Source organism: Phycicoccus sp. 3266 (assembly GCF_031456495.1).
Taxonomy (GTDB): Bacteria; Actinomycetota; Actinomycetes; order Actinomycetales; family Dermatophilaceae; genus Pedococcus.
In genome coordinates this window covers 329,166-350,765 of the sequence record NZ_JAVDUW010000001.1, presented here as the reverse complement: position 1 = coordinate 350,765, position 21,600 = coordinate 329,166, and the positions used below count along the sequence as shown (strand labels likewise).

The window sequence follows — 21,600 nt, the reverse complement described above, 5'->3', positions numbered from 1 at the left end:
CTCAGACCCCTCTCAGATGTAGACGATGGTCGTGGCGGCGCGCTTGGCGGCGGCGACCGGGGCGGTGAACGCGTTGGCGCCCTGCGGCACCTTCGCGACCTTGACGCGACCGTGGTCGAGGACGGGAACGCCGAAGTCGTTCGTGCCCACGACCGGCTGGTCGGTGAACAGGTGGCCGGCGAGGACGCCGGCGCCGTTCACGGTCGCCTCGGTCGAGTCGTAGGGCACGAGGACCCCTCCGACCTTGGCGACGGGGGTGCCCGACGGGATGAACCCGTTCGGGAAGTGCGTGGCGGCGGTGAACGTGCTGATGTCGAGGACCTCGGTCCGGCACTCGTGGATGCCGTGCGAGGACCCGAGCCAGGACTGGTCGCCAGCGCCGATGGTCTCGGTGGTGAGACGAGGCATGGTCGATTCCTTCCGAATCGTCAGGTGGTCTTCTGCTTGCCGCGGGATGCGGCGAACAGGTCGGCCCCGGCGGAGACGCCCTTCGCGGGCTTGTGGTCCCCTCGGTTCCCCTGGCCCGTGTCGGGCCACTCCTTGCCGCCGGCGGGCGCGAGCCCGGCGGCGTACTGCGTCACCTTGTCGGTGTCGACCTCACCCGTGTCGGTGAGGAACTTCGTGAGGTCCAGCCCGTCGACGAGGGTCTGGATCCCAGCGGCGTCGCGCTTCCCCGCCAGCGCGGCCTTGAACTCGGCGGCGACGAGCTGGCCGGCGAACTTGCCCCGCAGCTCGGCCTCGGCGGCGGTGCGGGCCTCCTCGCGCGCCTTCTCGACGGCCTTCTCGGCGTCGGTCTGGGTGGCGGCGCGGAGCCGGTCGCGCTCGGCCTTGATCTCGTCGTAGTCGGCGCGGTTCCGCGAGGCGTGCTCGTGCTTCCGCGCCTTGTGGCGCCAGTACTCCTCGCGCTGCTCGGACGTCATCTCGGACGTGGGCTTCCCCGTGGGGAAGTTGTACGTCTCGCCGGTGTCCGGGTCGGTGAACGTGTCGGTGCTCTGCCCGCCGTTGCCACCAGCGCCGCCGTCGTTGCCGCCCTGGCCGCCGGCGCCTCCCTGTCCGCCGTCGCCGCCGGTGTCCTCCATGCGGAGGCCGCCGAAGCGGGCGTGGTGGAAGGCGAGGATCTCGGCCGGGCTGACGGGGCCGCCCTCGACGGGGAAGGCGGACCGGAACGGGCTGGTGTGACGCGACATGCTGTCTCCCTGTCGGGTGATGGGGTGGCCCTGTCGGACCGTGGGTGGTGCCGTCCCTCTGTCGAGGTCAGGCGACCGCGGCGACCTGCTCGGGGCCGCGGATGTGCTGGCCGGCCACGCGGAGCTGCGGGCCGAGCTCGCCGTGCTCGAACACCTCGACGCGGACCCGCTTCAGGTCCGGGCCGCGGGTCGAGCCGGCTGCCTTGTACAGCTCGCGCAGCGTGTCTTCGTTCAGTTGCGAGCCGGGGTCGGTGTTCGCGGTGACGGCGATGACGCCGCACCTGCAGCGAGAGTGAATCGGCATCAGGTCGCCGCGGTAGTAGATCCGGTCGGACGCGGCCGCGCAGAGGCCGCACGCCTTCTCGGACCGGATGACCCGGCGGTACCGGGTGACGTTCCGGGCTTCGTTGAATCGGCGGACCTGGTGCTGGTGCGCGAGCCCGAGGTCGGTGCCGACCATCTCCCGGGCCCTGGTAAGCGCCGTGGTGAGCGCGGCGCTGTCGGGGTTGCCCAGGTACCGCTGGTACCGGTACTCGGCGGCGACGCGCCCGTACACCTCCTCGTGGTCCTTCACGCCCATGCGGAGCGTCTGGCCCATCACGAGCGGCACACCGGAGCCGGTGACGGTGCGGCCGAGGACGTACGAGGTGACGCGGGCGAGGTACGCGTCGGTCAGGCCTGCGATGCCACGCTGGCCGGCGGCGAGCTTGGCCGCGACCTGCTTCGTGACCTCGTCGACGAGCTGGGTGGAGTACCAGCCGTCGAACCGCTCGAAGTCGGCGACGACCAGGTCGGTGATGCGGGTCTCGAGGTCCTGCCGGCGGGCCGCGTGCGCGTCGAAGACGCGCGTCACAGCGCCGAGGTCAGGCTGCTGGGGTGCCATCGCTGGCGGTGCCCGGCTGCGCGGGTGCGGGCGGTGCGGCGGCCGCCGCCTGCCCCTGCGCGGTGACCTCGGGGAACAGGATTGCGTCGTCGGCGCGCTCGGTCGCCATCTGCTCGACCTTCTCTGGGCCGAACTGCATGATGTCGAGCATCCGGGTGCGCCACGGGACGCCGGCGTTCTTCGCGGCCACCGCAGCGGTCGTCTTCTCGCTGATGGAGAAGCGCTCGGCCGGGGCCCAGCCGACGGTGATGTCCTCGGCGTTGCCGCGGTCGGCGAGGCCCTCGGTCAGGCGCAGGATGTATGCCGCGACCTGCGCGTCGGCCGCGCCGATCCGGGCCTGCTTGTCCTCGACCTTGAACGTCATCCCCTCGCGTACCAGCGACGCGCCCTGGGCGGACTGGTTGGCTCCCTCGGGGGTGAACATGGACATGGGCGTGAACGTCACGGCCGACAGCCGCTCGGTCTCCTTCGTCACCCAGCTGGCAATGGGGGTGACGTCAACGACGCCGGACTCCCACAGGTCGGCCGTCTGCGGCAGCTTCCACAGGGCGGCCGGGTCGGCGGAGAACACGTCGTTGTAGTCGATGACCTCGCCGGTGTCGGGGTCCTTGTCGGGCATCTCCGCCGGGTCGACCTTGATGGCGCGCTGCTTGAACGCCTGCAGGGTGGCGACGACCATCCCCTGCAGCACCATGTGGTCGATCCGGTCGAGCAGGTCGAGGTGCCGCTCGAAGTCGCCGATCGCCTCGTCGTTGCGGTACCGCACGACCATGACGTCCTTCTCGAAGCCGGCCGGCAGCGCCTGCCCGTCTGCGCCGCCCTTCGTGTCGTCCCACTCCCACGCGCTCGAGAAGCGCACGGTCGGCTTCGCAGTTCGGGTGCCGCGGCGGCTGCGGACGTTCTTCGCGACGTACACGCGGCCCGGCCGGTGGAGGTACGCGTAGTCGGTGCCCTCGTCGGCGTCGTGGAAGAACTTCGCGCTCGCACGGATGACGGACTGGCGCACGGGGTCGTGCATCGTGACGACCTGGCGGGGGTCCTCACTGGTCGCGGCCGGGCCGTCGTCGTACTGGGCGACGAAGGCGTACCCGTCGCCGGCGACGAGCATGTTCCGGACGATGTCGGGGTGCTCGACGATCATGCCAGCGCGCTTCCACGCCTTCCACGCTTCGGCGTCGCCGGTCTCGCCCGAGTCGGCCGACGTCTGCAGGCTGACGACCTTCAGCCGGTACCGGATCGACTTCACGACCATCTCGGCGAAGTTGGTCCGGCACGTCTGGAAGAAGCGCTTCGCCGCGTCGGGCGCGCCGTCCATCGACTTCGGCAGGGGCGCGTTGCCCTCGTACCGGGCGAACAGCGGGTCGATGCGCTCCCGGCGCTGCTCGAGCTTGACGAAGCACCGGCGCAGCCACCAGCCGGGGGAGTCGGGCGTCTCGACGTCGATCGTCACGAGGCTTGCTCCTCCCTGGGTCAGCGGATCCGGCGGGGCCGGCTCGGGGTGCGTTGCACGTTGGCGCCGACCTTCGCGGCGTCGAGGTACACCTGCCACGACAGGCACGCGGCCATGGCGATGTCGAACTTCCGGTCGGGGTGGATCTTCTGCAGGATGAACAGCGGCCGGCCCTCGTCGTCGAGGAAGTTAGTGTTCTGCTTGCCGGCGTTGCCGATGTGCGTGGTCAGGTCACCGGAGAACGGGTGCTCCGACGACCAGCCGACCGCGCCGGATGCCATCGCCTCGCGGTATGCCCGCACGGCGTATGCCATGACCTTGTACCGGTTCGTCCACCACTCCTCGACGAGGCCCTTGTGCCGGCCCGCCCACGTCCCCATCTCGGTGACCCAGTACGGCGGGTCGCCGTACATGCGCCACACCTTGTAGGTCGCGAACACCTCGTCGACGGCCTGGTCGACCTCGCCCTCGGGGACCTCCCAGTCCTCGTCGTCGAGGTCGCGCTCCCAGCGGGCGAAGCACTCCTGCGTGCCGGTGATCAGGTCGGTGATGACGATCCCGGTGGAGTCGCGCCGGCGCGCGCCGTCGAACCCGACACCCACCAGGGCGCCCGGCTTGATCCGCGGCCGCAGCTCACTCTCGGGGTTGCCGCCGATGAACTTCAGCTCGTTCTTCCACCGCTTGATGTCGAACGCCTGCTCGCCGGACTTCACCCACCGGTTCAGCCACACCCGCTCGAGGTACCCGGTGTCGGCGCCGGGCCGGTCCCACTTCGACGCGATGTCGTCGAACTGGCCCGGGCCCCACTCGCCGGCCGGCCCAGTCGCCTCGGCCACGGCCTGGATCCGCTCGGCCTTGTTCTCGAGGTTGTGGCCACCGTCGTCGGTCCGATACAGGTAGAACAGGTCGGGGCGCTCGATCTTGCCGTCGCGGATCTGCTCCGCCTCGGTGTGCAGCTGCTCCGCGACCGAACCCTGCCCGAGCTCGCCCGCGGTACCGACGTACAGCGACCACGGGTCGTCCAGCGGGCGCTTCGGCAGGTTCGCGTCCATGGTCTCGTGCGCCTTCAGGTGCCGAGGCATGTACAGGCGGTGCGGCTCGTCGAACGCGTTCATCGTCGTGCGGCCGCCATCGCGCGAGTCCGGCGAGTTCGCCAGCGGGTACGCGCCACCATCGGCGCGGCCCCACTCGTCGAGCCGCAGAGCCCGCTCGAGCGACACGTCGAACAGGTCCGCGTCGGGCCCGTTCTCGATGACGTACTTCAGCGCCCCGTATGCCAGCTCCTCGACCTGGTCGAGGGAGAACGCGAGCATCGGCACGTACGGCGCGCGCACCGGCGCGGCCACCGGGTCACCGTCAGCGTCGAACCCGTCACACCGGCCCGGGCCCTCCGCGTGGATGTGCACGTAGACGAGAAGGGCTTCCTTCTCCGTCTTCGCCAGACCCTTCCGCACCGACAGCCCGACCCGCTTGAACCGCCGACGACCAGCCCACGGGTGCGGGTCGATCGCGTGATCCTTGCCGCCAGGCAGCGGCCGCCGCACCTTCTGCGGGTACACCTCAGAGGCGCGGTAGATGAACGCCCGGAACTCCGGGTCGATCTCGTACGGCTGGCCCTGCAGCGACCCGGGCCCGTATACCGCGCGCTCCTCGATGAAGTCGCAGATGTCGGGACCGAGCGTCGGCCACGGCTCCGGGTCAGCACCCGGAACGACGAGCAGCACGTCAGCTCACGGCATACAGGCCCGCACGCGGGTCCGCAGCAGCCTTCTTCGCAGCTCGCTTCTTGGCCGGGGCCGCCGGCGAGCTCGAGCGCCGGGCATCGCCCTGCGTCTCGGCCGCGTCCGACCGCTCGACCTCCTGCTTCAGCTTGTGCAGCGCCAGCGGGTTCAGCCCCAGCCGGTCCGACCACATCCGGGCTTCCTTCGCCGCCTCGATGTTGCCGTTCTCCGCCCGGATCTGGAACCGCACGAACATCGCGACCGCACGGTGCGCGTGCGTCCGCTCCCACTCCGTAGCCTGCGGAGTCCCCCACAGGGACGACCACAGACCCAGCTCGGCATCAGCCGACGCCTCGATGATCGCGCCCAGCTTCTCCGCCTGGACCATCGCCTTCTCGAGCGCCTTCGTCAGGGTCCGACGCTTCCGGCCGTCAGTCTCCCGGTCGAGCGCCTCCTCGGCCTCGCACACCATCGCGTCCGCGACCCGCTTCTCCGCGAACAGGCTCAGGTCCGCCGACAGCGGCCACGCAGGCGCCTTCCCCGACCGGCCCGCGACCGGCAGCCGGGTGACACCGGGAGCCGGCTGGTTCGCACGAGCTCGACGGCTCGGGTGCTTCGGTGCAGGACCGGTCATTGCAGGCCTCCATGTCGGAGCGGGCCGCCCGGCCATGGCGGTCAGGACGGCTTGGTGTTCTGTCGCGAGTTGCACGAGCGGCACAGCACCGACAGCAGGGAATGCACCCCGCCTCGAGCGACCGCGGTCGAGTGAGCCGCCGTCAGGTCCTTCGACTCGTGGGCCGGGCGCTCGTACCCCGGACACACCCAGCCGTTCGTCCGCACCCACGCCGCGACCGCAGCCGCGCGCCGGCGACGCTCCTCAGGATCCCGAGCTGCCAGCGACGACGGCGACGCCGGCCGACGCTCATGCTCCGGGCAGAAGGTACGGCCGACGACCCGCACCTGGCAGGCCTCCCGGCCGCACTTCTTCGGCGCCCGCGGCATACCGCCCCCCGAGGTATTGCAGATTCTGAGACCCTCCGCCGAACCCGTAGCCCCCAGAATCCGCAGACCCCTGCGGTCCGGCGAAGGATGGGGGGGAGGGGGTCCCGGGGGCACCCTGGACGCGGTCGGCGTGGGGTGCTCGAGGTGTTCGTGCGTGTGCCGAGCGCTGGGCGATGGTTCGCCACCGCGCCCGTGGTTCCTCGGGGGTCTGTGCATCCCCCGGGCGGTCCGTGCAGTCCGGTGTCAGTCCGCTCGGTACTACGCGCTGAAGGCGCGGGGCCCATGGTGGGTCACGTCGCGCCTTCAGCGCATAGCGTACCGGTTTTCGATTCCCGGTTTGTCAAGTCTCGGGAATCGGTGAGGTGCGTGTCGCCGTCTGGCGTCAGGTGTGGGTGGGCTCGTCCTGTGGGGGCAGGTAGATCCGCTCGGTGGGCTGAAGGGTGAGCCCCACTGAGGACCCGTTCTCGATGGCGTTGGCCAGGACGATCCGGACCGTTCCTTGGGGGCCGGTCTCGACCATGGCGATCTGTCCGTACACCTGCTCGCTGGCGTCCTCCGACTCGTAGGCGAAGCGCATTCCGATGAAGTCGGCGCTGAGGTATGCGGCGGCGAGTTCGCGGTCGTGGTGGCCCACGTTGAACGTCATGAGTTCTCTCCTGGGGTCGGCGTGCTGGGTTGGTTGGGGTGTTGCGGGAGTGGTGTCACGTGGCGACGAGGATGGTGACGACGATCGCGATGATGCCGGCGACGGCGGCGATGCTGGACACGGCGAGGTTCCACTTCTGCATGGTGTGGTCGCGTTGGTCGCGGGCGGCGTCTTCGGCGTCGCGCTTTTGGGAGCGTTCGTACTCGGCCTGCTGGATCGCCAGGATGGCGGCTTGGTGCTGGTCGGTCGCCTTGACCTGCTCGATGAGGCGGCGGAGGAGGTCGACCTCTGGGCGGGGCGGCAGCTTCACCACCTCGAGCTGGGACTCGGGCCTTTGCCTGATCTGCTCCGCGGCGCGGCTGATCGATGAGCTGCGTGTCGTGGTGCCCAGTCCGGAAGCGCGAATCACGTCAAGCAGCGAGGCGCCGGCCTTGCCGAAGATGTCGGGGTTCTTGGAGACGATCTGGTCGACGATCTCCTGCGCGGGTAGTGCCTTGCCGCCGGCCGCCTTCCATGCGGAGCGGGCCAGCTCTTCGGTGTTCGCGGTGATCCGCTCCTGCAGTTCGGGCGGGAGCGGGACGCGCGCAGCAGCGGAAACCTCCTGCTGTCCGGCGTTCTTGGATGCAGGGGGTTCTTGTGCGTCCTTCGTCATGGGTCCAACGGTAAGCCGGGGCGGTGACGGTCTCCGGCGTGTCGCTGGACGTGTCATTCCGTGTCGGGGTCGGCGCGGATCCGCACGGCGCTGCCTCCTAGTCACGGAACCGCTCCAAGGTCGCCTCGCGCGCCGCCTCGATGAGGCCCATCGAGGTCCAGATGTTGGGGCCGTGCCGGAAGATGTGCAGCGTCGTCTCTCCGTTCTCGTCGTAGACCTCGGTGACAAGCACCCACGCGCCGTGCAATCCCAAGGCGGCGGAGAGGGCCTCGTCGATCTTCTGAGTCTCGATGTCGCCGGTGTCAGCCATCGTCGCCGTCCTGGGTGTCGAGGACGAACGCAAGGACCTTGGGGTTGCTGCGCAGGGTGTGAAGCAGGAGCGGTGTGACCATGAGGACCCACTGCTCTTCGGTGCGCTTTCTGTCGTGGAGCTGGCCGGCGGAGAACGCGACGGCGTGGAGGAGCTCGTGCACGAGCGCGAGGGGGCGCATCCGCTTCGCCATGCGTGGGTGGAGCAGGATGACGGCTTCCTCGTGGTCGCCGTGGTCCTCGTCGGGGGTGAGGATGCAGGCGACTCGCCGGTCGTGGGCGCATGGCCGGCACAGGCAATCCGGGTCGTCGTGTCGGGCACGCTGCATGGCCAGTCGCAGCTGCTCGCCGGTGTCGTGGTTCATGCACCTTCCCTCCATGCTTCGGCGAGGCGTTCGCCGGCGGCGCGTATGCCGTAGGTGCGGCGGCGGAGGACGAGGGGGAACGGGGCGGGCCGGTGGTCGTACAGCAGGACGGTGGTGCGGCGGGTGCGGCGGAGCCGGACGGTGGCCGCTGCTGCTGGGCTCGCGGGGAGCTTGCCGGGGCCGGTCACAGGCACACCTCGCAGCCGTAGCCGGTGGGGTAGTCGGCGGCTTCGCCGATGCTGGACAGGTCGCGGGTGCCGGTGGGGTTGACCAGGCGTACCTCGACAGACCCGCAGTGGGTGCACAGGCCGTACGTGGCGGGGCGCTCGACGTGGGCGCCGGCCAGCTCGGTGAAGCCGTCGCCAGTGACGGGGTTCGCGTCGGCCGGGCCGACGGCGATCCCGGCGCGGGACAGGTCGAGGACGGCTGCGCGTGGCGCGAGCGTTGCCCACTGGGCCTCGGTGCAGGCGTACTCGGCTCCGCACTCGGTGCAGCGCATGAACCGGGCGTCGTTGACGGTGCGGGACCGGGTGAAGGTGTGGGCACCGTAGCTGCAGGCGATGTTCCAGCGGCGGCCCTCGTCGCGGAGGATAGCGGCGACGGTCCCTCCGCGGCGTTCGTTGCGGCGTCGTCGGTTGCGGCTGCGGCTCACTGGTCGGCCTCCGTCTGGGGGATGGTGCCGCCGAACTCGGCCGCCTCGCCCCACGGGCCGCCGTCGGCGTAGCTGGACCGCGCCTGGTCGATGAAGTTCTCCCACGCGGCCTCGGTGCTGACGTACGGGGGCAGGCTGGCGCGGTATGCCACGCAGAGCCGCTTCGCCTCGGCGACGAGGGCAGCACGATCGGCGCATGGCCCGTCGTGGGTGCTTCCGTCGCAGCCGGGCGCGTGGCCCTCGGGGGCGCCCTCCTGCTCGGCGGGTGACGTGTGCTCATCGCTCGGCCGACCGCAGTACGTGGCGTCGGTCCCGTCGCTGCGGAAGGTGCACTCGTCGTCGTCGGGGTGCCCGGCGACCGGGAGGAACTCGTGGTCTGGGGTGGCGTTCGGACGCTCGGCGGGTGACGCGGCCGGGGCGGCCGCCGTGGCGGGCACGGCGGCCATGGTGTCCGTGATGAGGCGCAGCCACTTGCCGAGGAGTGGCCGGTCGGTGATCGGCGCGAGGGCGCGCGCGATGGTGCGCGACTCGTCCTGGTCGAGGGTGCCAGTGGCCCAGTCGTCGTCGCCTGCGTCGTCGCGGAAGCCGACGGTGAGCTCGACACCGGACAGCGCCTCGGTGATTGGCCCGGTCTGGTCGGCAGCGAACTGGTCGGCGATGGCGCGCAGGTCGAGCGCGACACCGGAGGGGAGGTAACCGTGCCCGTCACGGCCGAGGACAGCCTCGAGCGCCTGCAGGCGGGCCTGTGCCTGGCCGTGGGCGTCCTGCCATCCGGCGCTCTCGCGCTCGAGGTTGGCGATGCCCTCCTGGTATGCCGTGGCCCGGGCGCCTGCGTCTCCCCAGCGGCGCACTACCTCGCGGACGTGGGCTACGGCGGTCTCTGGCCGGCCGTCGGTGGCCCAGTCCAGCGGCGCGCAGGCGAACACGATCTCGTCGAGGGCGGAGCGCAGCTCGGCGACGAGCGCCTCGGCGGCGTGCATCCGGTTGCCGCCGGTGTTCTCGTGCACGGCGCACGCGGGCTCGAGGGTGTCCTCGTGGTCGTGGCCCTGGTACCAGCGCCAGCCGGTGGCGGGGCGCTCGCAGGGGGAATCCTCGCCTTCGCGGGTGACGGTGAAACTGCAGCGCTGCGCATCAGGGTGCTCGCTGGTCTCGTGTGTGCGGGAGTCGCACTTCACGCACTGGCCGATGAGCTCAGGCGACGCGACGGTCTCCTTCCCGTCCGGCCAGAGCACGCCGATGACGATGGGCGGCTCGACCGGCGCGGTGCGGGGGCCCATCGCGTTGTTGTGGCGGATGCGCTCGGGCTCGCACCAGCAGTAGCCGCCGAGGTGGTGCTGCTGGCTGGGACCGAAGTGGCGCAGGTTGTGCCCGACGTGGGCGGGTAGACGCTCGATGAACGCCTCGTCGTCTCGCTGGGTGTTCGTCACGGGTGGTTCCTTCCTCAGGCGGTGGCGGTGCGGGTGTGGCGCTTCACGGCTCGGCGGATCGCCTTGTCGCGGTGCATGACGTTCACGGCCTCCCTGACCTCGCCGATGCGCAGGAGGGTGACTGTGTGGTGGTGGCCGGCGTGGTCGATCTCGCGGCGGGTGCCGCGGGCCATGACCAGGCCGTGGTCGATCAGGCCGCGGATCATGCGCTCGGACACGTCGTCGCCGAACGTCTCGCGCAGGAGCCGGCTGATCTCCTTCACGGTGCCGAGGTACGCCTCGACACCGGCGGCGAGCTCGTCGCGGCGTTCGCTGATCGGGGTCTCGTGCTTGCACTTCGGGCAGGCGACGACACTGGCGCCGTTCTCCCTGTCGGCGTACAGCGACGCGTCGCACCCGTCGTGTCCGCAGGGGCCGACGTACAGCCGCTCCGGGGGCGCGTCGAACAGCTTCACCAGCTGCTTCGCCGACGCGTTGAGCCGCTCGATCATGGCCGGGCCGCGGGGGTGGTGCCGCAGGACGTCGACCTTCGAGGTGAGCCAGGACGCGAGCGCAGCTGGGTGGTCGGTGGCGTACACCGGTCCCTCGCTGCCGGACTTGCGGACGTGGTCGCGGGCTGCGCGGAGGGTACGGCCGACGGACCCCACGACCACGGTGACGCGGGGGTCGTAGGGCAGCGGCTGCTCCGGGGTGCGGCCGATCGTGCCGGCGCGCCAGGTCGAGCCGAACCGGGCGCGCTTGTCGTCGGCGTACCGGCACAGGTCGGCGACGAGTCGCAGGCGGCTGATGGTCTTCCGGCCGCAGTCGCGGCAGACGAACGCGTCGCCGGCCGGGCGGGTGCAGATGGCGCAGGCGTGCAGCGTCATCGGGTCTCCTTCGTGAGGGTGGCGGCCCATGCGGGGATCAGTCCTCGGGCTGGCGGGATGGTGTCGACGGGCACCTCGACGGACGGCTTCAGCGGCAGACGGCCGGTCGAGTGCGCCGGCTTCTTCGGTACGTCGAGCTCCTCGTCCCACTCGTACTCGACGACGTCGGCGACGAGCCCGCCGTCAGGTGTCGCGAGCCGGACGCGGAGGCCGCCGTCGGCGGGGATGCGGCGGCCGTTCAGACCGTGCCGGTCGCACCACTCCATGACGAGCTCTACCGCACGGCCAGTCGGGGGCAGGGGGTTCACGACCCACACGACACCGGGGGCGAAGAACGCGTCGGGAGTGACCTGGTTCTCCTCGGCGAGTGGCATGGTCGGCATCAGTGCTGGCTCCTCTGGCGGGTGGTGACGCATGGGCGGGGTTGGTGGTGCTCGGCGTTGTACTTGCGGGTGCGGCGGTAGTGGCGTCGCTCGAGGTCGGCGAACCAGCGCCGGATGGTGTTCACCGCAGCCCCCGCACCCACGCGACGACGGAGCCGTCGAGCAGGTCCATCGGGCGCACGACGCGCGCCTTCATCCCGGCAGCGACGAGGTCCGAGAGGAACGCGCCCTGCTCGGTGGTGACCTTCCCGCCCTGGGCCTTCAGTTCCCAGAACTCGACCTGCCGGCCGACGATGATCAGATCCGGCAGCCCCTGACTTCGACCGGCGGGAGTCGGTCTCGTGGTGCCAGCGGATCTTGAACCGGTCGAGCAGCTCCGTGATCGTGGTCTGCAGCTCGTCCTCGGTCATGGCCTTAGCGACTGCGGTCAGCGCGGGGCGCCGGACGATGCTCGTCATGCCGCCCACCCCGACTGGATTCCGAGGCGGGTGCGCCAACGCAGGATCGTCTGGTCGCAGACGTGGAGGCGGCGGCCGATCTCACGGTCGGAGTGCCCAGCGGCTGCGAGCCGCTCGAGCGCGACTGCGCGCTCGGTGTCGGTGAGCGTGACCGGGTCACCGTTCATGGCGCGCTCGACCACGACTTCGTCGACGACATCGTCCGTGCCCTGCTCGCCGGGCTGGGGGTCGGTGTCGGGGTCGTCCCACGCCGCAGGGGGCAGCCACCCTCGGTTACGCGCCCGGGCGCCGGCGTAACGGCAGTTGCCCTCCTTGTCCGCGAGCTCGTCGTACAGCCGCTCGACCGCTGCGGCGAACTTGGGGCGTGTGGTGCGGTGCTTCGGGTCGCGGAGGGCGTGCAGGGTGCTCTCTGCGACGTCGCAGCGTTCCGCGAGGTCGGCCATGGACCAGCCCATGACGGTGAGGGCCTGCAGGCGGCGCACGGTGCCGGTCGACGGCACCCACCCGCCTCCACCGGTGGGCCGGTCCGCGGCGTCCATGATGCGGCGGGCGGTGGAGTGGTGAACCAGCCGGGCCCGGCCGGCGCGGGCGTCGTTCGCCATCCCGTCGGCGGTCCGGCGGCGCACACCGGCCAGCCCGGCGATGACGGTGGGGGAGTAACCGGCAGCGACCCACTGTGTGATGCGCTCCCACGCCTGGTGGCGCACGTCGACGACCACGGGCCGGCCGTTGCGGCGCAGCTTCGACTTCCTGGCCATGTCAGCGCGGCACGGCTGGCACGGGCACATGGTCCACTCGGATCCGGGCTTGCGGATGCAGGTCATGAGGTCGTCTCCTCCTCGTCGATGCGGTCGCGGGCGGCGTCGACCGCCGCGGTGTCAGTGGGCTGAGCGGCGCGCCTGGCTTCGTTGTCGGCGGCGCGGTGCGCGACCGCGTCCTTGCCGCGGCGGACGTCGGCGAGCATCTGCTCCATCAGGTCCGCCGGTGGGCGGCACGGCTGGTCCTCAGCGATGCACTGCGGGCAGTTCGGGAGGACACTCAGCGGATGCCGATGGCAGTACACGTTGTGGTCGCCACGACGGTCCGGGAGTTCCCCGTCAGGGCGCCTCCAGTGCGGGCCCTTGCCGGGCAGCAGCCCGGGCGTCTGCACCGACGGCTCGGCAGCCAGGTTGATCAGGGCCCGGGCCACGTCGAACGCGTCAGCGGTAGCGGCTGCCTTCTCGATCGCCGCCACCACACCGGCGTGACGCCAGTCCGGGCGCAGCCTGGTCACGAGCGTCGCCAGCGCCTCGGTCTGGACGCGGGTCAAGGTGTTCATCGATCCACCACCCCGTCGCCGGGCTCGCCCGGTACGGAACCTGACGATGTGGTGGAAGGAGGAACACGACCGGGGGAGAGGGGAAGGGAGAAGGGGGAGGGGTAGTTGGGCATCCGTTTCACGCACCCTTCGGGAAAGGGATCGGCAAAGGGTTCCCGGATGCCTTCGACCGCAGCGCGTCGAACAGGTCCGGGTTCAGCGACCGCACCGCAGCCCAGCCGCGGGCGTCAGGGTTGTCCTCGAGCTCACGCGCCAGCTCGGTCCTGATCGACGTGAGGATCCGCTTCGACCGGACCCGGTCCATCGCCTTCACCATCGCCTTCGCGACGTTCGGCTGGGCCAGGATGCCGTCGTGCCGCACGAAGGTGCGGACGAGGATCTCAGCGGTGCGGTCGTCAACGACGAGGAACTTCCGGTGCGCGAGGACCCGCAGTGCGTCGGCGACGCGACGGTCGGTGAGGTCCTTCGACGACCCGACGAGTCGCTGCGGCAGGAGCGGGTGGACGCCGCACCACGACGTGTCCTTCGACGAGCACAGCGCGAGGTACACGGTCTGCTGTGCGGAGGTGAGCGCGAGCCAGTCGTCGTCCTCCCAGACGGAGACGTGTAGGCGCATGTGGGTGCGTGCCATCAGGCAGCGCCTTCATCACCGTCGAGGTCGAACAGCGACGGCATGGACCTCTTCCGTTCCTCCGCCTGGAGGTACTTCACGCCGTCGAGGAAGTACCCGGCGTTGAGCTCGGACGCCCGGCCGCGCCGGCCGAGGGCCAGGGCGCGGACGGGGACGGTGAAGAGCCCGCCGAACGGGTCGAACACGAGCTCGCCGGGGTTGCTGTACCTGCGGATGAGCCGGTCGACGATGTCGAACTGCAGCGGGCACACGTGCATCGCCTGGGCGCGTCGCGACTGCTCTGTGTTGAGGGTCAGCATCCGGTTGACGTCGTGCCAGACGTCGGGGTGGTGCGAGCCGGGTGCCAGGCTCATGAACGTGGCAGGGAGGGCGCCACGGCCCTCGAGCGCCTCGCCCACTGCGATGTGCGACTCGTAGTCGTAGACGTCCCGCAGGGTCTGCTCGGTGAACAGGCGCGACCGCTCTTCAACGGGGAGGCTGGCCAGCTCGTCAGGGGTCAGGGAACGGTTGCCGGAGGACCGCCAGAACGCGTGTGCGTCGACCTGCCACCGGGCCCGCGTGTAGGTCGCCTTGTCCTTCGTGACTGGGACGTCGGCGTACCCCTTGGACCGGTCCGTCTGCGGCTTGTGGAACAGCAGGATGTACTCCGGCGACCCGACGCCCATCTTCGTGCCGTCCTTGCACTGCTCGGACCAGCCGAGGCGGTACGTCTGGTTGTTCTCCCGGACGACGTCGGTGACGACGGTGATCATGCCCATGTAGTCAAAGCCGTGCTTCACGCCGTGGGCGATCGCCTCGGCGTGGAAGGGGCTCACGGTAGGGACACCGGCGCCGGTGACGTTGCCGAACAGGATCCGGTCCTTGACGTGGCAGGCGTACATCCGGCCTGGCCGCAACACCTTCAACAGCTGCGGGGTGAGGTAGTCCATCTGGGACCAGAAGTGGCTGTTGTCGTCGGTGTGGCCGAAGTCCTCGTAGGCCGGGGTGTACTCGTAGTGGTTGCTGAACGGGATGGACGTGACGATCAGGTCGACCTCGTTCTCGCCCATACGGTCGCGGGTCTCGGCCACGCAGTCGTTGTTCGCGACGAACCAGCCGTCGCCCTGGGCGGTGATGCGGTCGACGCCGATCGAGCGGGTCAGCGCGGCGGCGATGCTGTCCGAGGACAGGCCGTGCTCGCGGATGATCTTCGTCATGGTGGCGGTGAGCTCCTTGTGCTGGCCCCACTTCGCGCGGATCGTCTGCACGACCTCGCGCTCGGACTCCGCGTGGATGAGGTGGGCGACGCAGGGTCGCGTCTGCCCGTAGCGCTGGATCCGGTGCAGGGACTGGATGAGGTCGTTGAACTTGAAGGTGATGCCGACGTACACGGCGGTGTTGCACTGCTGGAGGTTCATGCCCTGGCCGAGCATCACCGGCTTGCCGATGAGGGCGTACGTCTGCCGGTCCTTCCACTGCCCGAGCCGGGCTTCGACCTCGTCCGGGTCCAGCGACCCGTGCACGGACGAGTAGGTGATGCCCTCGGCCGTGAGGGCGTGCTCGATCGCGCGCTGCTCGTCGTTCAGGTCGCACCAGAGGATGACCTGATCGCCCGGGTGTGCCGCCCGGTGCTCGCGCACGATGGCCATGAGCCGGCCGACTCGGGCAGGCATGCTGCGACGCTTCTCCGCTGCGGCCTCGGGCAGCCCGAGCGCGACGCCGCGGACTAGGTGCCCCTGCCCGTCACGGTCGACCTGGGGTTCGTCGTCCTCGGCGACGTCGACCTCGTGCCACACGGTCTCCAGCGGTGGCAGGTCGTACCCGGTGGCGTCGAAGCCGAGGTCGGCCGGCGACTGCAGGAAGATCGCCCACGTGTTCAGCCACAGCCAGAACTCGCGCTCCTTGTGCGGGTACAGCGTGAGGTTGTTCGCCTTGGTGGAGTCGCGCTGGAAGAAGCGGGTGAGGGCGTTGCCGGTGTCCATGATTCCGAGGAACCCGGCGTAGTGGATGAGCTCCTTGTACCGGTTCGGTGACGGGGTGGCGGTGGCGACGAACCGGTACGGCACCTGGTCGAACAGGGTGAGGAACTCCTGGTATGTCTTCGACCCGAATGAGCGGAGCACCGAGGCCTCGTCGAGGCTGACCGCGGTGAACAGGTTGACATCGAGCTTCCCGTCACGCACCGACTCGTAGTTCGTGACGTAGATCCCCGGCCCGTCGACTTCCTCGGTGCGGCGCACGAACCGTGTCTCGATGCCGAGCATGGCGGCGTCGTGCGCGAACTCGATCCGCACCCCGAGGGGGCACACGATCAGGGCGCGAGCATCCGGGCCGAGCCCGTCGAGGGTGAGGCGGAGGGTCTCGATCTGCATGACGGACTTGCCGATGCCGAACGCGGCGAAGATCGCACGCCGGCCGCCGCGGACCGCCCAGCACACGATCGCGCGCTGGTGCGGCTTCAGGAGAGGGTGCACCTGGTCAGGCGTGACGTCGTGGCCGAAGAACTGCTCGAAGTCGACCTTGTCCGCGATGAACTCTTCGTACGTCGTGGTCACGCGGTCACCGCCTTCGGCCAGGCCGTGTGCTGGCGGCCGTCGAGCACACGCCCCGCCGTCTTCTTGCCGACGCGGCGGATGGTGATGGCGTCGCCTCGGGCGCGCGGCGGGTCGGTCGGTATGCCGTTCACCAGCGGGCGGCACATACCGTCGGCGTCGAGGAACGCTGCGGGGGCGTTGTCGCGGTGCTTCAGGAACGACTCGGGAACCCACTCGCCCCACTGCTTGAGGAAGAAGGCGATCTCGGCCTCAGCGCACTGGTCGCGCAGCCGGCGCGCCCAGTTCGGGTGCATGGGGCGCGCGCCCGGCCCGGACTCGCCGCCCACGATGACCCAGTCGAGCTGGGGGTTCCGGTCGATGGACGAGCGCGAGAACAGGTCGATCGGTCCGAGTAGCGGCTCGGCGCTGATGAACCGGACCGCGGCGGGGGTGTCGAGCAGCGCGGGGATGCGGAGCTCGGCGCGCTGCTGGTCCTCGGTGGAGACGCCCAACCACACGTTCGGGAGGGGGTACCGCACCTCGTAGCCGCGGCCAGCCGCCAACTCGTGGATGAGCTCAGGCAGAAGGGTCTCGCTCCACCAGCGGTCCGACAGCAGCGACCGCATCCGCCCGTGCCGCTTCGTCAGGATCTGGAACGTGTGCTGCGACGCCAAGGCCATGACGGCGAACACGCGGGCGATGTACTCGTCGGGGATATCGCGGTGGAACAGGTCCGACATCGAGTTGACGAACACCATCCGAGGGCGGGTCCAGCGCAGGGGCTGCTCGAGGCGCTCGGGCCGCAGGGTGACGTCGAACCCGTTGGGGTAGGCCTTCGTGCCGGCGAACCGGTGGGCGATGCCCTCGGCGTAGCAGTGGTCGCAGCCGGGGGAGACCTTCGTGCACCCAGTGACCGGGTTCCACGTCTCGTCGGTCCACTCGATCTTCGTGCTCATGACGCCACCCCCGGGCGGCGACCATCTTCGATGGACACGGACGGCACGAGAGAAGGCGGGGTCACCTGGCACGCGTGCTCCGGGACGGTTTCGTTGGTGCGGACGTAGAGCAGGACGCGGCCGCCCTTGCCCTGCTCCCGGTCGGAGGCGATACACCCGAGGACGCGCTGCCCGTGCCAGAGGTACGGCTTCCCGGTGGGGTCATGCGCGACGAGAGCGGAGAGGTACCCGGCGTTCATCGCCCGGGTGAGGGCACCGGACTTCTCCGCGCTGGTGAGCTGGGCCGAGTCGGTGGCGACGCGGAACGAGTCAGCGGACACGACCTCGTCGGCGGGGATGCTGGACAGGATCCGCAGCAGCGTGCGGTACGCGTGGTCGCTCACCGGGCGCCGCCAGCCATGAGGTGGTCCCAGATGTCGCGGGCCAGGGTAGCGTCGCCGAGGGCGGTGTGGAGCCGGTCGTGCTCGTACCGGACGCTGAGCGCGTCGGCGCAGTCACGCAGCCCGCCGGGGTCCTTGCCGAGGTAGCCAGCGGTCATGGTCTCCACGCAGCGAATTCGGTGGTTCCACGACGGCAGGTACCCGTGGTGGCGCAGCATCCGCCCGAGGACCTCGGTGTCGAACGAGGGGACGGCGCCGACGATGGTCGCCCCGAACGTCCACTCCATGACGAACTTCGCGGCGTCATGGCTGCTGTACACGGTGGCCGAGTCGCCCGGCGACGGGGACTTCCCGACCATGCGCCGGCCGGAGGGGTGACGGTCCCAGAACCGACCGATCTGAAGGGCCTTAGGGTCGGAGTCGCGCAGGTCGAGGGCGACGTACATGGTCAGGGTGCGCTCGGTGCCGTCGCTGTCGCGGCGCACCATGGCGATCTCCCACGGGCGGCGGGCCGCGTGCAGCCCATCCGTCTCCGTGTCGAGGAACACGATGGGGTTCACGGGGTGGTCTCCTTGACTGGTGAGGGGGTGTAGCCCTCGTTCGTGAGGTACGTCAGGCCGTGCTGGTGGTGCAGGACGGGGATGGCGCCCGGGTCGATGCCCTGGTGCACGAGGTAGCCGTCGTCGTAGGCCTCAGCCCGGTTGGACTCGACGTGCGCGTGGCAGTCGGCGCACAGCAGCAGCCCGTTGACGGGGGCGTTCGTGACGGGGTCACTGGACCCGCCCATGGCCCGGGGGCGCCGGTGATGGTGCTCGTACCGGGCGAGCGCCTGCCAGGTGGTGCCGTTCCAGATGAGGACGGTGGTCCCGCAGCGGACGCACTGGCCGCCGTCGCGGTCCTTGATCACGTTCTTCGTGACCGTCGTGAAGCCAGTCACGACCCTGCCCCGATCTGCAGCAGGGGCCGCATCTGACCTGTCGCGTAGGCCTGATCGATCGCAGGGATGACGTGCTCGGCTGCGGTCCTGCCGTCGGGCAGAACCATGTGCATGCCGAACTCCTGCTCGAACGAGACGATGCCCGCCTCGACCGCTTCCAGCTTGGCCTTGATCACGAGGGCGAGGGCGCGCCAGCGCTGCTTCACGCCCTGCTCGTACGCCTTGGCCGCCTCAGCCTCCGTACGACGGTTTCCGCGCGTGGGGGTGTGGGTGAACTCGCGGGCGGCCCGGTCGGGCATCGGCAGGACGAACCGCAACTGCCGGCCGTTCGCGGTGAAGCCGACCATGGCGCGCGACGCCTCCCAGGCGTACGCGAACGACGTTGCGCCGTACCGGATGAGGGTGCGCTCGATCTCCCCGCGGCTCGCCTCGCTGGACACTCCGGTCTGCGCGGCATACGTGGGACTCATGCTCGGGCTCCGATCATGCTGGCGAGGCTCTGGAGGAACTCGCGGATGGTGTCGGCGGCGTTGCTCCCGGCGATGTCGTCGGAGATGTACGGGACCTGCGCGTCGACCATCGCCTCGGCCAGCCCGGCGAGGAAGTCCGCCTGCTGGGTGCTGTCGGCCTGGTTCGCGACGTGCCGGCCGAAGGCGCGCCAGTCGGTGACGACGGTCCTGACCTCGGTCGTGATGCCAGCGATGCCGCTCATGCCGTCCCCCCGATCGACTCGGGCTTGACCTGCCAGAGCTGCATGGTCGTCTCGTGCAGGTTGACGTACTCCGCTTTCGGGGGCAGGAGCATCGCCATGGTCACGTCGTCGGGGATGAACCGCTCGCGGGCGTCAGCGATCTCATCCCAGGTCGGGTAGCGCTTCGGGTGTGACACCGACAGGTGCCACAGGCCCATGTCGCGGGACACGATCGCGCGCAGGCCCAAGGGCTCGACGTAGACCGTTCCAGCGAGGACGCCGCCGGAACGGGGCGCGAGCCGCCACTCGATGGCGCGAGTGCTCTGGACTGCGGTGCGGTTCACGAGCCGGCCTCGATCGAGAGACGCTCGACGTTGTCCAGCAGCTCGGCGAGGGACAGGCCCTCGTCGGCGATCGCGGCGGCGATGATCTGCTCGGCCCCGGAGTCGGGGACCACGCGCAGCTGGGGGACGCCGGTGATGACCTGCACGCCGGGGACGTCGACGACCTCACCGGTGTCCGTGTCGGGGAGGCCGCCGCAGTCGGTGATCACCTTCAGGATCGACTTCTCGAAGGCGGCGTTGACGGACTCGACGGTCTGGATCTCCTCGGGCCGGTGCTCACGCACCCAGGCACGGAAGGCTGCACCGTCCGTGATCCGAGCCGCTGGCTTCGGCTCCGTTCGGGTGGCGGCCCCGATCTTCTGGTCGCCGATCCGGCCGGGCACGCGCTCGCCGGCGTCGAGGCGGGCGGACAGGAGCTCGCGCACGCGGGCGTCTGCTGCCTCGACCTTCTTCTTGACGACCTGCACGGTCAGTGCGAGGCGGGTCAGGTCCTTGGTGTCACTCATCGGTGGAGCCCTTCTTGACCTTCTCGGCCAGGTCGTCGCGGAGGAGCTCGAGCGCTCCGATGTCGGTGGTTTCGGCGATGGCTTCGCCGGGGTGGGAGTCGGCCCAGTCGTTGACGATCTGCTGACGGGGGATGCCGAGTCGGGCGGCGAGGTCACCGATCTCGTTGAGCAGCGCGACGACGGCAGCGCGGACGGCGTCGACGGACTGCTCACCTGTGGCGGACACGTGGGAGCGGGTGCCAGCGGCTTCGGCCAGACCCATCTCGGTCCAGAGCGCCTCGACCGTGAAGCCCGGGAACGCGCGCCGCTGCGTGTGGGCGTTCTTCACCCGCAGTGACCGGACCCCGGTCAGGACGGCCTCACCCGGTGCTGGTAGCTCGACGATGGCGCCGACGTCGTAGGGCAGCGACTTGTGCGCCTGCACCTTCCACGTCTTGTCCTTCGTGGGGTCGCCCTTGTCGTTGACGACCGCGGTGAGGTCGAGGCGGGCGGTGATGATCGACGGGCCCTGGTGCTCGCGCAGGCAGTCCATGACGTGGTCCCACCGCTGTTTCGCGGTGTTCCAGAGGTCCATGCCGATCGTGGCGTCGTCGTCCGGGGTGGGGCGGTTCGACCGGGCTGCCTTTGCCGCGGCGCGGCGGTTGGCGACGGCCTGAGCCTCGTCGCTGAGCAGGTTCCACAGGCGGGTGCCGGAGTCGATGACGATGAGACCGGGGGTCTCGTCCTTCGCGAGCTCGGCCACGCACTCGTCGAGGGCGCCGAGGATCTGCCGGTACGTCCCGTCGTGCTCGACGATCTCGAACCGGGCGCCAGGTATGGCGCCGTACTCGTCCGGGGCGTCCTCACCGATCGTGACCCACAGGGTGCGCCCGATCAGCGACGATGCGGAGGCGGCCGCGGCGGCGTACGTCTTGCCGGCCTTCTCGGTCCCGGCGAGGAGGAGGATCGGCCAGGACGGGAGGCCGGTCGGCTTCCGGGTGCGCAGGATCATGACGCGTCCTTGCGGTAGCGGTGGGCCTCGCGACGCTGCACGCCCTGGTCCTCCAGGGCCTTGTAGACCGTGCCGGTCGTGCAGCCGAGGAGCTTCGCGATCTCTGGGCCGGACGCGCCGCGCCGGTACAGGGCGGCGACCTCGACCCGGTCGATCCGAGTGGCGCCGCGGGCAGGTCGGGCGGCCTGCGACGGCGGCTCGACGTACACGTTACGGATCTGGGACAGCGGCGTGAGGCTGATGGGGGAGACCCGCTCGCGAGCGGCCGCGAGGCGGGACACGATGTCCGACCCGGGACGGGACGTCGGCCCGCTCGGGAGTGGGACTCCGCG

Annotated in this window: 29 protein-coding genes and 1 pseudogene; all 30 read right to left on the bottom strand. The window is 70.3% G+C overall.

The window, feature by feature from the left end; all coding sequences use genetic code 11:
* Nucleotides 1–12: 12 nt before the first annotated feature.
* The 30 genes and pseudogenes from J2X64_RS01745 to J2X64_RS01605 all read right to left on the bottom strand — a co-directional run bounded on the left by J2X64_RS01745 (nucleotide 13) and on the right by J2X64_RS01605 (nucleotide 21,549).
* Nucleotides 13–408: a head decoration protein gene (locus J2X64_RS01745; RefSeq protein ID WP_310148737.1), complete on the bottom strand. Its 396-nt coding sequence runs from the start codon at nucleotides 406–408 to the stop codon at nucleotides 13–15.
* Between the two features lie 20 nt (nucleotides 409–428).
* Nucleotides 429–1,187 (bottom strand): hypothetical protein, encoded by a 759-nt coding sequence (locus J2X64_RS01740; RefSeq protein WP_310148734.1) that lies wholly within the window; start codon nucleotides 1,185–1,187, stop codon nucleotides 429–431.
* A 67-nt stretch (nucleotides 1,188–1,254) separates the two neighbouring features.
* On the bottom strand, nucleotides 1,255–2,040 hold the full coding sequence (locus J2X64_RS01735; protein WP_310148731.1) for a hypothetical protein: 786 nt from the start codon (nucleotides 2,038–2,040) through the stop codon (nucleotides 1,255–1,257).
* 10 nt (nucleotides 2,041–2,050) lie between these two features.
* Nucleotides 2,051–3,520 carry a phage portal protein gene (locus J2X64_RS01730; RefSeq protein ID WP_310148728.1) on the bottom strand — a complete coding sequence of 490 codons (1,470 nt, stop codon included), beginning with the start codon at nucleotides 3,518–3,520 and terminating at the stop codon, nucleotides 2,051–2,053.
* Between the two features lie 20 nt (nucleotides 3,521–3,540).
* Complete coding sequence (locus J2X64_RS01725; protein WP_310148725.1) at nucleotides 3,541–5,244, bottom strand: hypothetical protein; 1,704 nt, start codon at nucleotides 5,242–5,244, stop codon at nucleotides 3,541–3,543.
* Between the two features lies 1 nt (nucleotide 5,245).
* Nucleotides 5,246–5,875: a hypothetical protein gene (locus J2X64_RS01720; protein WP_310148722.1), complete on the bottom strand. Its 630-nt coding sequence runs from the start codon at nucleotides 5,873–5,875 to the stop codon at nucleotides 5,246–5,248.
* Nucleotides 5,876–6,625: 750 nt separating this feature from the next.
* The gene (locus tag J2X64_RS01715; RefSeq protein WP_310148718.1) at nucleotides 6,626–6,889 is read right to left on the bottom strand and encodes a hypothetical protein; all 264 of its coding nucleotides are present in this window, start codon (nucleotides 6,887–6,889) and stop codon (nucleotides 6,626–6,628) included.
* A 55-nt stretch (nucleotides 6,890–6,944) separates the two neighbouring features.
* Nucleotides 6,945–7,541, bottom strand: a complete 597-nt coding sequence (locus J2X64_RS01710) for a hypothetical protein (protein WP_310148715.1) — start codon at nucleotides 7,539–7,541, stop codon at nucleotides 6,945–6,947.
* A 97-nt stretch (nucleotides 7,542–7,638) separates the two neighbouring features.
* Nucleotides 7,639–7,851, bottom strand: coding sequence for a hypothetical protein (locus J2X64_RS01705; protein ID WP_310148712.1), 213 nt, complete (start codon nucleotides 7,849–7,851; stop codon nucleotides 7,639–7,641).
* Complete coding sequence (locus J2X64_RS01700) at nucleotides 7,844–8,215, bottom strand: hypothetical protein (protein WP_310148710.1); 372 nt, start codon at nucleotides 8,213–8,215, stop codon at nucleotides 7,844–7,846. The genes J2X64_RS01705 and J2X64_RS01700 overlap by 8 nt, the downstream gene beginning before the upstream one ends.
* Before the next feature lie 184 nt (nucleotides 8,216–8,399).
* Complete coding sequence (locus tag J2X64_RS01695) at nucleotides 8,400–8,867, bottom strand: hypothetical protein (RefSeq protein ID WP_310148708.1); 468 nt, start codon at nucleotides 8,865–8,867, stop codon at nucleotides 8,400–8,402.
* Nucleotides 8,864–10,294, bottom strand: a complete 1,431-nt coding sequence (locus J2X64_RS01690; RefSeq protein ID WP_310148706.1) for a hypothetical protein — start codon at nucleotides 10,292–10,294, stop codon at nucleotides 8,864–8,866. Before J2X64_RS01690 ends, J2X64_RS01695 begins: the two co-directional genes overlap by 4 nt.
* 14 nt (nucleotides 10,295–10,308) lie before the next feature.
* Nucleotides 10,309–11,160: a hypothetical protein gene (locus tag J2X64_RS01685; RefSeq protein ID WP_310148703.1), complete on the bottom strand. Its 852-nt coding sequence runs from the start codon at nucleotides 11,158–11,160 to the stop codon at nucleotides 10,309–10,311.
* A complete protein-coding gene (locus J2X64_RS01680) occupies nucleotides 11,157–11,543 on the bottom strand; it encodes a hypothetical protein (RefSeq protein WP_310148700.1) in 387 nt (128 codons plus the stop codon). The genes J2X64_RS01685 and J2X64_RS01680 overlap by 4 nt, the downstream gene beginning before the upstream one ends.
* A complete protein-coding gene (locus J2X64_RS01675) occupies nucleotides 11,543–11,668 on the bottom strand; it encodes a hypothetical protein (RefSeq protein ID WP_310148698.1) in 126 nt (41 codons plus the stop codon). Before J2X64_RS01675 ends, J2X64_RS01680 begins: the two co-directional genes overlap by 1 nt.
* Nucleotides 11,665–11,856, bottom strand: a pseudogene (locus J2X64_RS19150) (hypothetical protein); the annotation flags it as partial. The gene J2X64_RS01675 and the pseudogene J2X64_RS19150, both read right to left, overlap by 4 nt.
* A gap of 141 nt (nucleotides 11,857–11,997) precedes the next feature.
* Complete coding sequence (locus tag J2X64_RS01670; RefSeq protein ID WP_310148695.1) at nucleotides 11,998–12,759, bottom strand: helix-turn-helix domain-containing protein; 762 nt, start codon at nucleotides 12,757–12,759, stop codon at nucleotides 11,998–12,000.
* A gap of 62 nt (nucleotides 12,760–12,821) precedes the next feature.
* A complete protein-coding gene (locus J2X64_RS01665; RefSeq protein ID WP_310148693.1) occupies nucleotides 12,822–13,319 on the bottom strand; it encodes a hypothetical protein in 498 nt (165 codons plus the stop codon).
* A gap of 118 nt (nucleotides 13,320–13,437) precedes the next feature.
* Complete coding sequence (locus J2X64_RS01660; RefSeq protein ID WP_310148690.1) at nucleotides 13,438–13,950, bottom strand: hypothetical protein; 513 nt, start codon at nucleotides 13,948–13,950, stop codon at nucleotides 13,438–13,440.
* Entirely contained in the window at nucleotides 13,950–16,484 is a 2,535-nt protein-coding gene (locus J2X64_RS01655) for a DNA methyltransferase (protein ID WP_310148688.1), read from the bottom strand. The genes J2X64_RS01660 and J2X64_RS01655 overlap by 1 nt, the downstream gene beginning before the upstream one ends.
* Nucleotides 16,481–17,419, bottom strand: coding sequence for a phage Gp37/Gp68 family protein (locus J2X64_RS01650; RefSeq protein WP_310148685.1), 939 nt, complete (start codon nucleotides 17,417–17,419; stop codon nucleotides 16,481–16,483). Before J2X64_RS01650 ends, J2X64_RS01655 begins: the two co-directional genes overlap by 4 nt.
* Nucleotides 17,416–17,802 (bottom strand): hypothetical protein, encoded by a 387-nt coding sequence (locus tag J2X64_RS01645; protein WP_310148683.1) that lies wholly within the window; start codon nucleotides 17,800–17,802, stop codon nucleotides 17,416–17,418. The genes J2X64_RS01650 and J2X64_RS01645 overlap by 4 nt, the downstream gene beginning before the upstream one ends.
* Nucleotides 17,799–18,359 (bottom strand): hypothetical protein, encoded by a 561-nt coding sequence (locus tag J2X64_RS01640; RefSeq protein WP_310148680.1) that lies wholly within the window; start codon nucleotides 18,357–18,359, stop codon nucleotides 17,799–17,801. Before J2X64_RS01640 ends, J2X64_RS01645 begins: the two co-directional genes overlap by 4 nt.
* Nucleotides 18,356–18,736 carry a hypothetical protein gene (locus tag J2X64_RS01635; protein WP_310148677.1) on the bottom strand — a complete coding sequence of 127 codons (381 nt, stop codon included), beginning with the start codon at nucleotides 18,734–18,736 and terminating at the stop codon, nucleotides 18,356–18,358. Before J2X64_RS01635 ends, J2X64_RS01640 begins: the two co-directional genes overlap by 4 nt.
* Nucleotides 18,733–19,206, bottom strand: a complete 474-nt coding sequence (locus J2X64_RS01630) for a hypothetical protein (RefSeq protein WP_310148674.1) — start codon at nucleotides 19,204–19,206, stop codon at nucleotides 18,733–18,735. Before J2X64_RS01630 ends, J2X64_RS01635 begins: the two co-directional genes overlap by 4 nt.
* Nucleotides 19,203–19,448: a hypothetical protein gene (locus J2X64_RS01625; protein WP_310148671.1), complete on the bottom strand. Its 246-nt coding sequence runs from the start codon at nucleotides 19,446–19,448 to the stop codon at nucleotides 19,203–19,205. The genes J2X64_RS01630 and J2X64_RS01625 overlap by 4 nt, the downstream gene beginning before the upstream one ends.
* On the bottom strand, nucleotides 19,445–19,771 hold the full coding sequence (locus J2X64_RS01620; RefSeq protein WP_310148669.1) for a hypothetical protein: 327 nt from the start codon (nucleotides 19,769–19,771) through the stop codon (nucleotides 19,445–19,447). The genes J2X64_RS01625 and J2X64_RS01620 overlap by 4 nt, the downstream gene beginning before the upstream one ends.
* Nucleotides 19,768–20,277: a hypothetical protein gene (locus J2X64_RS01615; RefSeq protein ID WP_310148666.1), complete on the bottom strand. Its 510-nt coding sequence runs from the start codon at nucleotides 20,275–20,277 to the stop codon at nucleotides 19,768–19,770. Before J2X64_RS01615 ends, J2X64_RS01620 begins: the two co-directional genes overlap by 4 nt.
* Nucleotides 20,270–21,268: a hypothetical protein gene (locus J2X64_RS01610; protein ID WP_310148663.1), complete on the bottom strand. Its 999-nt coding sequence runs from the start codon at nucleotides 21,266–21,268 to the stop codon at nucleotides 20,270–20,272. Before J2X64_RS01610 ends, J2X64_RS01615 begins: the two co-directional genes overlap by 8 nt.
* Complete coding sequence (locus J2X64_RS01605; RefSeq protein WP_310148661.1) at nucleotides 21,265–21,549, bottom strand: helix-turn-helix domain-containing protein; 285 nt, start codon at nucleotides 21,547–21,549, stop codon at nucleotides 21,265–21,267. The genes J2X64_RS01610 and J2X64_RS01605 overlap by 4 nt, the downstream gene beginning before the upstream one ends.
* Nucleotides 21,550–21,600 lie beyond the last annotated feature (51 nt).

What these genes read in the sequence shown, in the direction of transcription:
- J2X64_RS01670 (WP_310148695.1), bottom strand. Translation starts at nt 12,759, where the DNA reads ATGGCCAGGAAGTCGAAGCTGCGCCGCAACGGCCGGCCCGTGGTCGTC.
- J2X64_RS01720 (WP_310148722.1), bottom strand. Translation starts at nt 5,875, where the DNA reads ATGACCGGTCCTGCACCGAAGCACCCGAGCCGTCGAGCTCGTGCGAAC.
- J2X64_RS01740 (WP_310148734.1), bottom strand. Translation starts at nt 1,187, where the DNA reads ATGTCGCGTCACACCAGCCCGTTCCGGTCCGCCTTCCCCGTCGAGGGC.
- J2X64_RS01745 (WP_310148737.1), bottom strand. Translation starts at nt 408, where the DNA reads ATGCCTCGTCTCACCACCGAGACCATCGGCGCTGGCGACCAGTCCTGG.
- J2X64_RS01685 (WP_310148703.1), bottom strand. Translation starts at nt 11,160, where the DNA reads ATGACGCTGCACGCCTGCGCCATCTGCACCCGCCCGGCCGGCGACGCG.
- J2X64_RS01705 (WP_310148712.1), bottom strand. Translation starts at nt 7,851, where the DNA reads ATGGCTGACACCGGCGACATCGAGACTCAGAAGATCGACGAGGCCCTC.
- J2X64_RS01610 (WP_310148663.1), bottom strand. Translation starts at nt 21,268, where the DNA reads ATGATCCTGCGCACCCGGAAGCCGACCGGCCTCCCGTCCTGGCCGATC.
- J2X64_RS01660 (WP_310148690.1), bottom strand. Translation starts at nt 13,950, where the DNA reads ATGGCACGCACCCACATGCGCCTACACGTCTCCGTCTGGGAGGACGAC.
- J2X64_RS01715 (WP_310148718.1), bottom strand. Translation starts at nt 6,889, where the DNA reads ATGACGTTCAACGTGGGCCACCACGACCGCGAACTCGCCGCCGCATAC.
- J2X64_RS01650 (WP_310148685.1), bottom strand. Translation starts at nt 17,419, where the DNA reads ATGAGCACGAAGATCGAGTGGACCGACGAGACGTGGAACCCGGTCACT.
- J2X64_RS01630 (WP_310148674.1), bottom strand. Translation starts at nt 19,206, where the DNA reads ATGAGTCCCACGTATGCCGCGCAGACCGGAGTGTCCAGCGAGGCGAGC.
- J2X64_RS01700 (WP_310148710.1), bottom strand. Translation starts at nt 8,215, where the DNA reads ATGAACCACGACACCGGCGAGCAGCTGCGACTGGCCATGCAGCGTGCC.
- J2X64_RS01710 (WP_310148715.1), bottom strand. Translation starts at nt 7,541, where the DNA reads ATGACGAAGGACGCACAAGAACCCCCTGCATCCAAGAACGCCGGACAG.
- J2X64_RS01625 (WP_310148671.1), bottom strand. Translation starts at nt 19,448, where the DNA reads ATGAGCGGCATCGCTGGCATCACGACCGAGGTCAGGACCGTCGTCACC.
- J2X64_RS01665 (WP_310148693.1), bottom strand. Translation starts at nt 13,319, where the DNA reads ATGAACACCTTGACCCGCGTCCAGACCGAGGCGCTGGCGACGCTCGTG.
- J2X64_RS01615 (WP_310148666.1), bottom strand. Translation starts at nt 20,277, where the DNA reads ATGAGTGACACCAAGGACCTGACCCGCCTCGCACTGACCGTGCAGGTC.
- J2X64_RS01680 (WP_310148700.1), bottom strand. Translation starts at nt 11,543, where the DNA reads ATGCCGACCATGCCACTCGCCGAGGAGAACCAGGTCACTCCCGACGCG.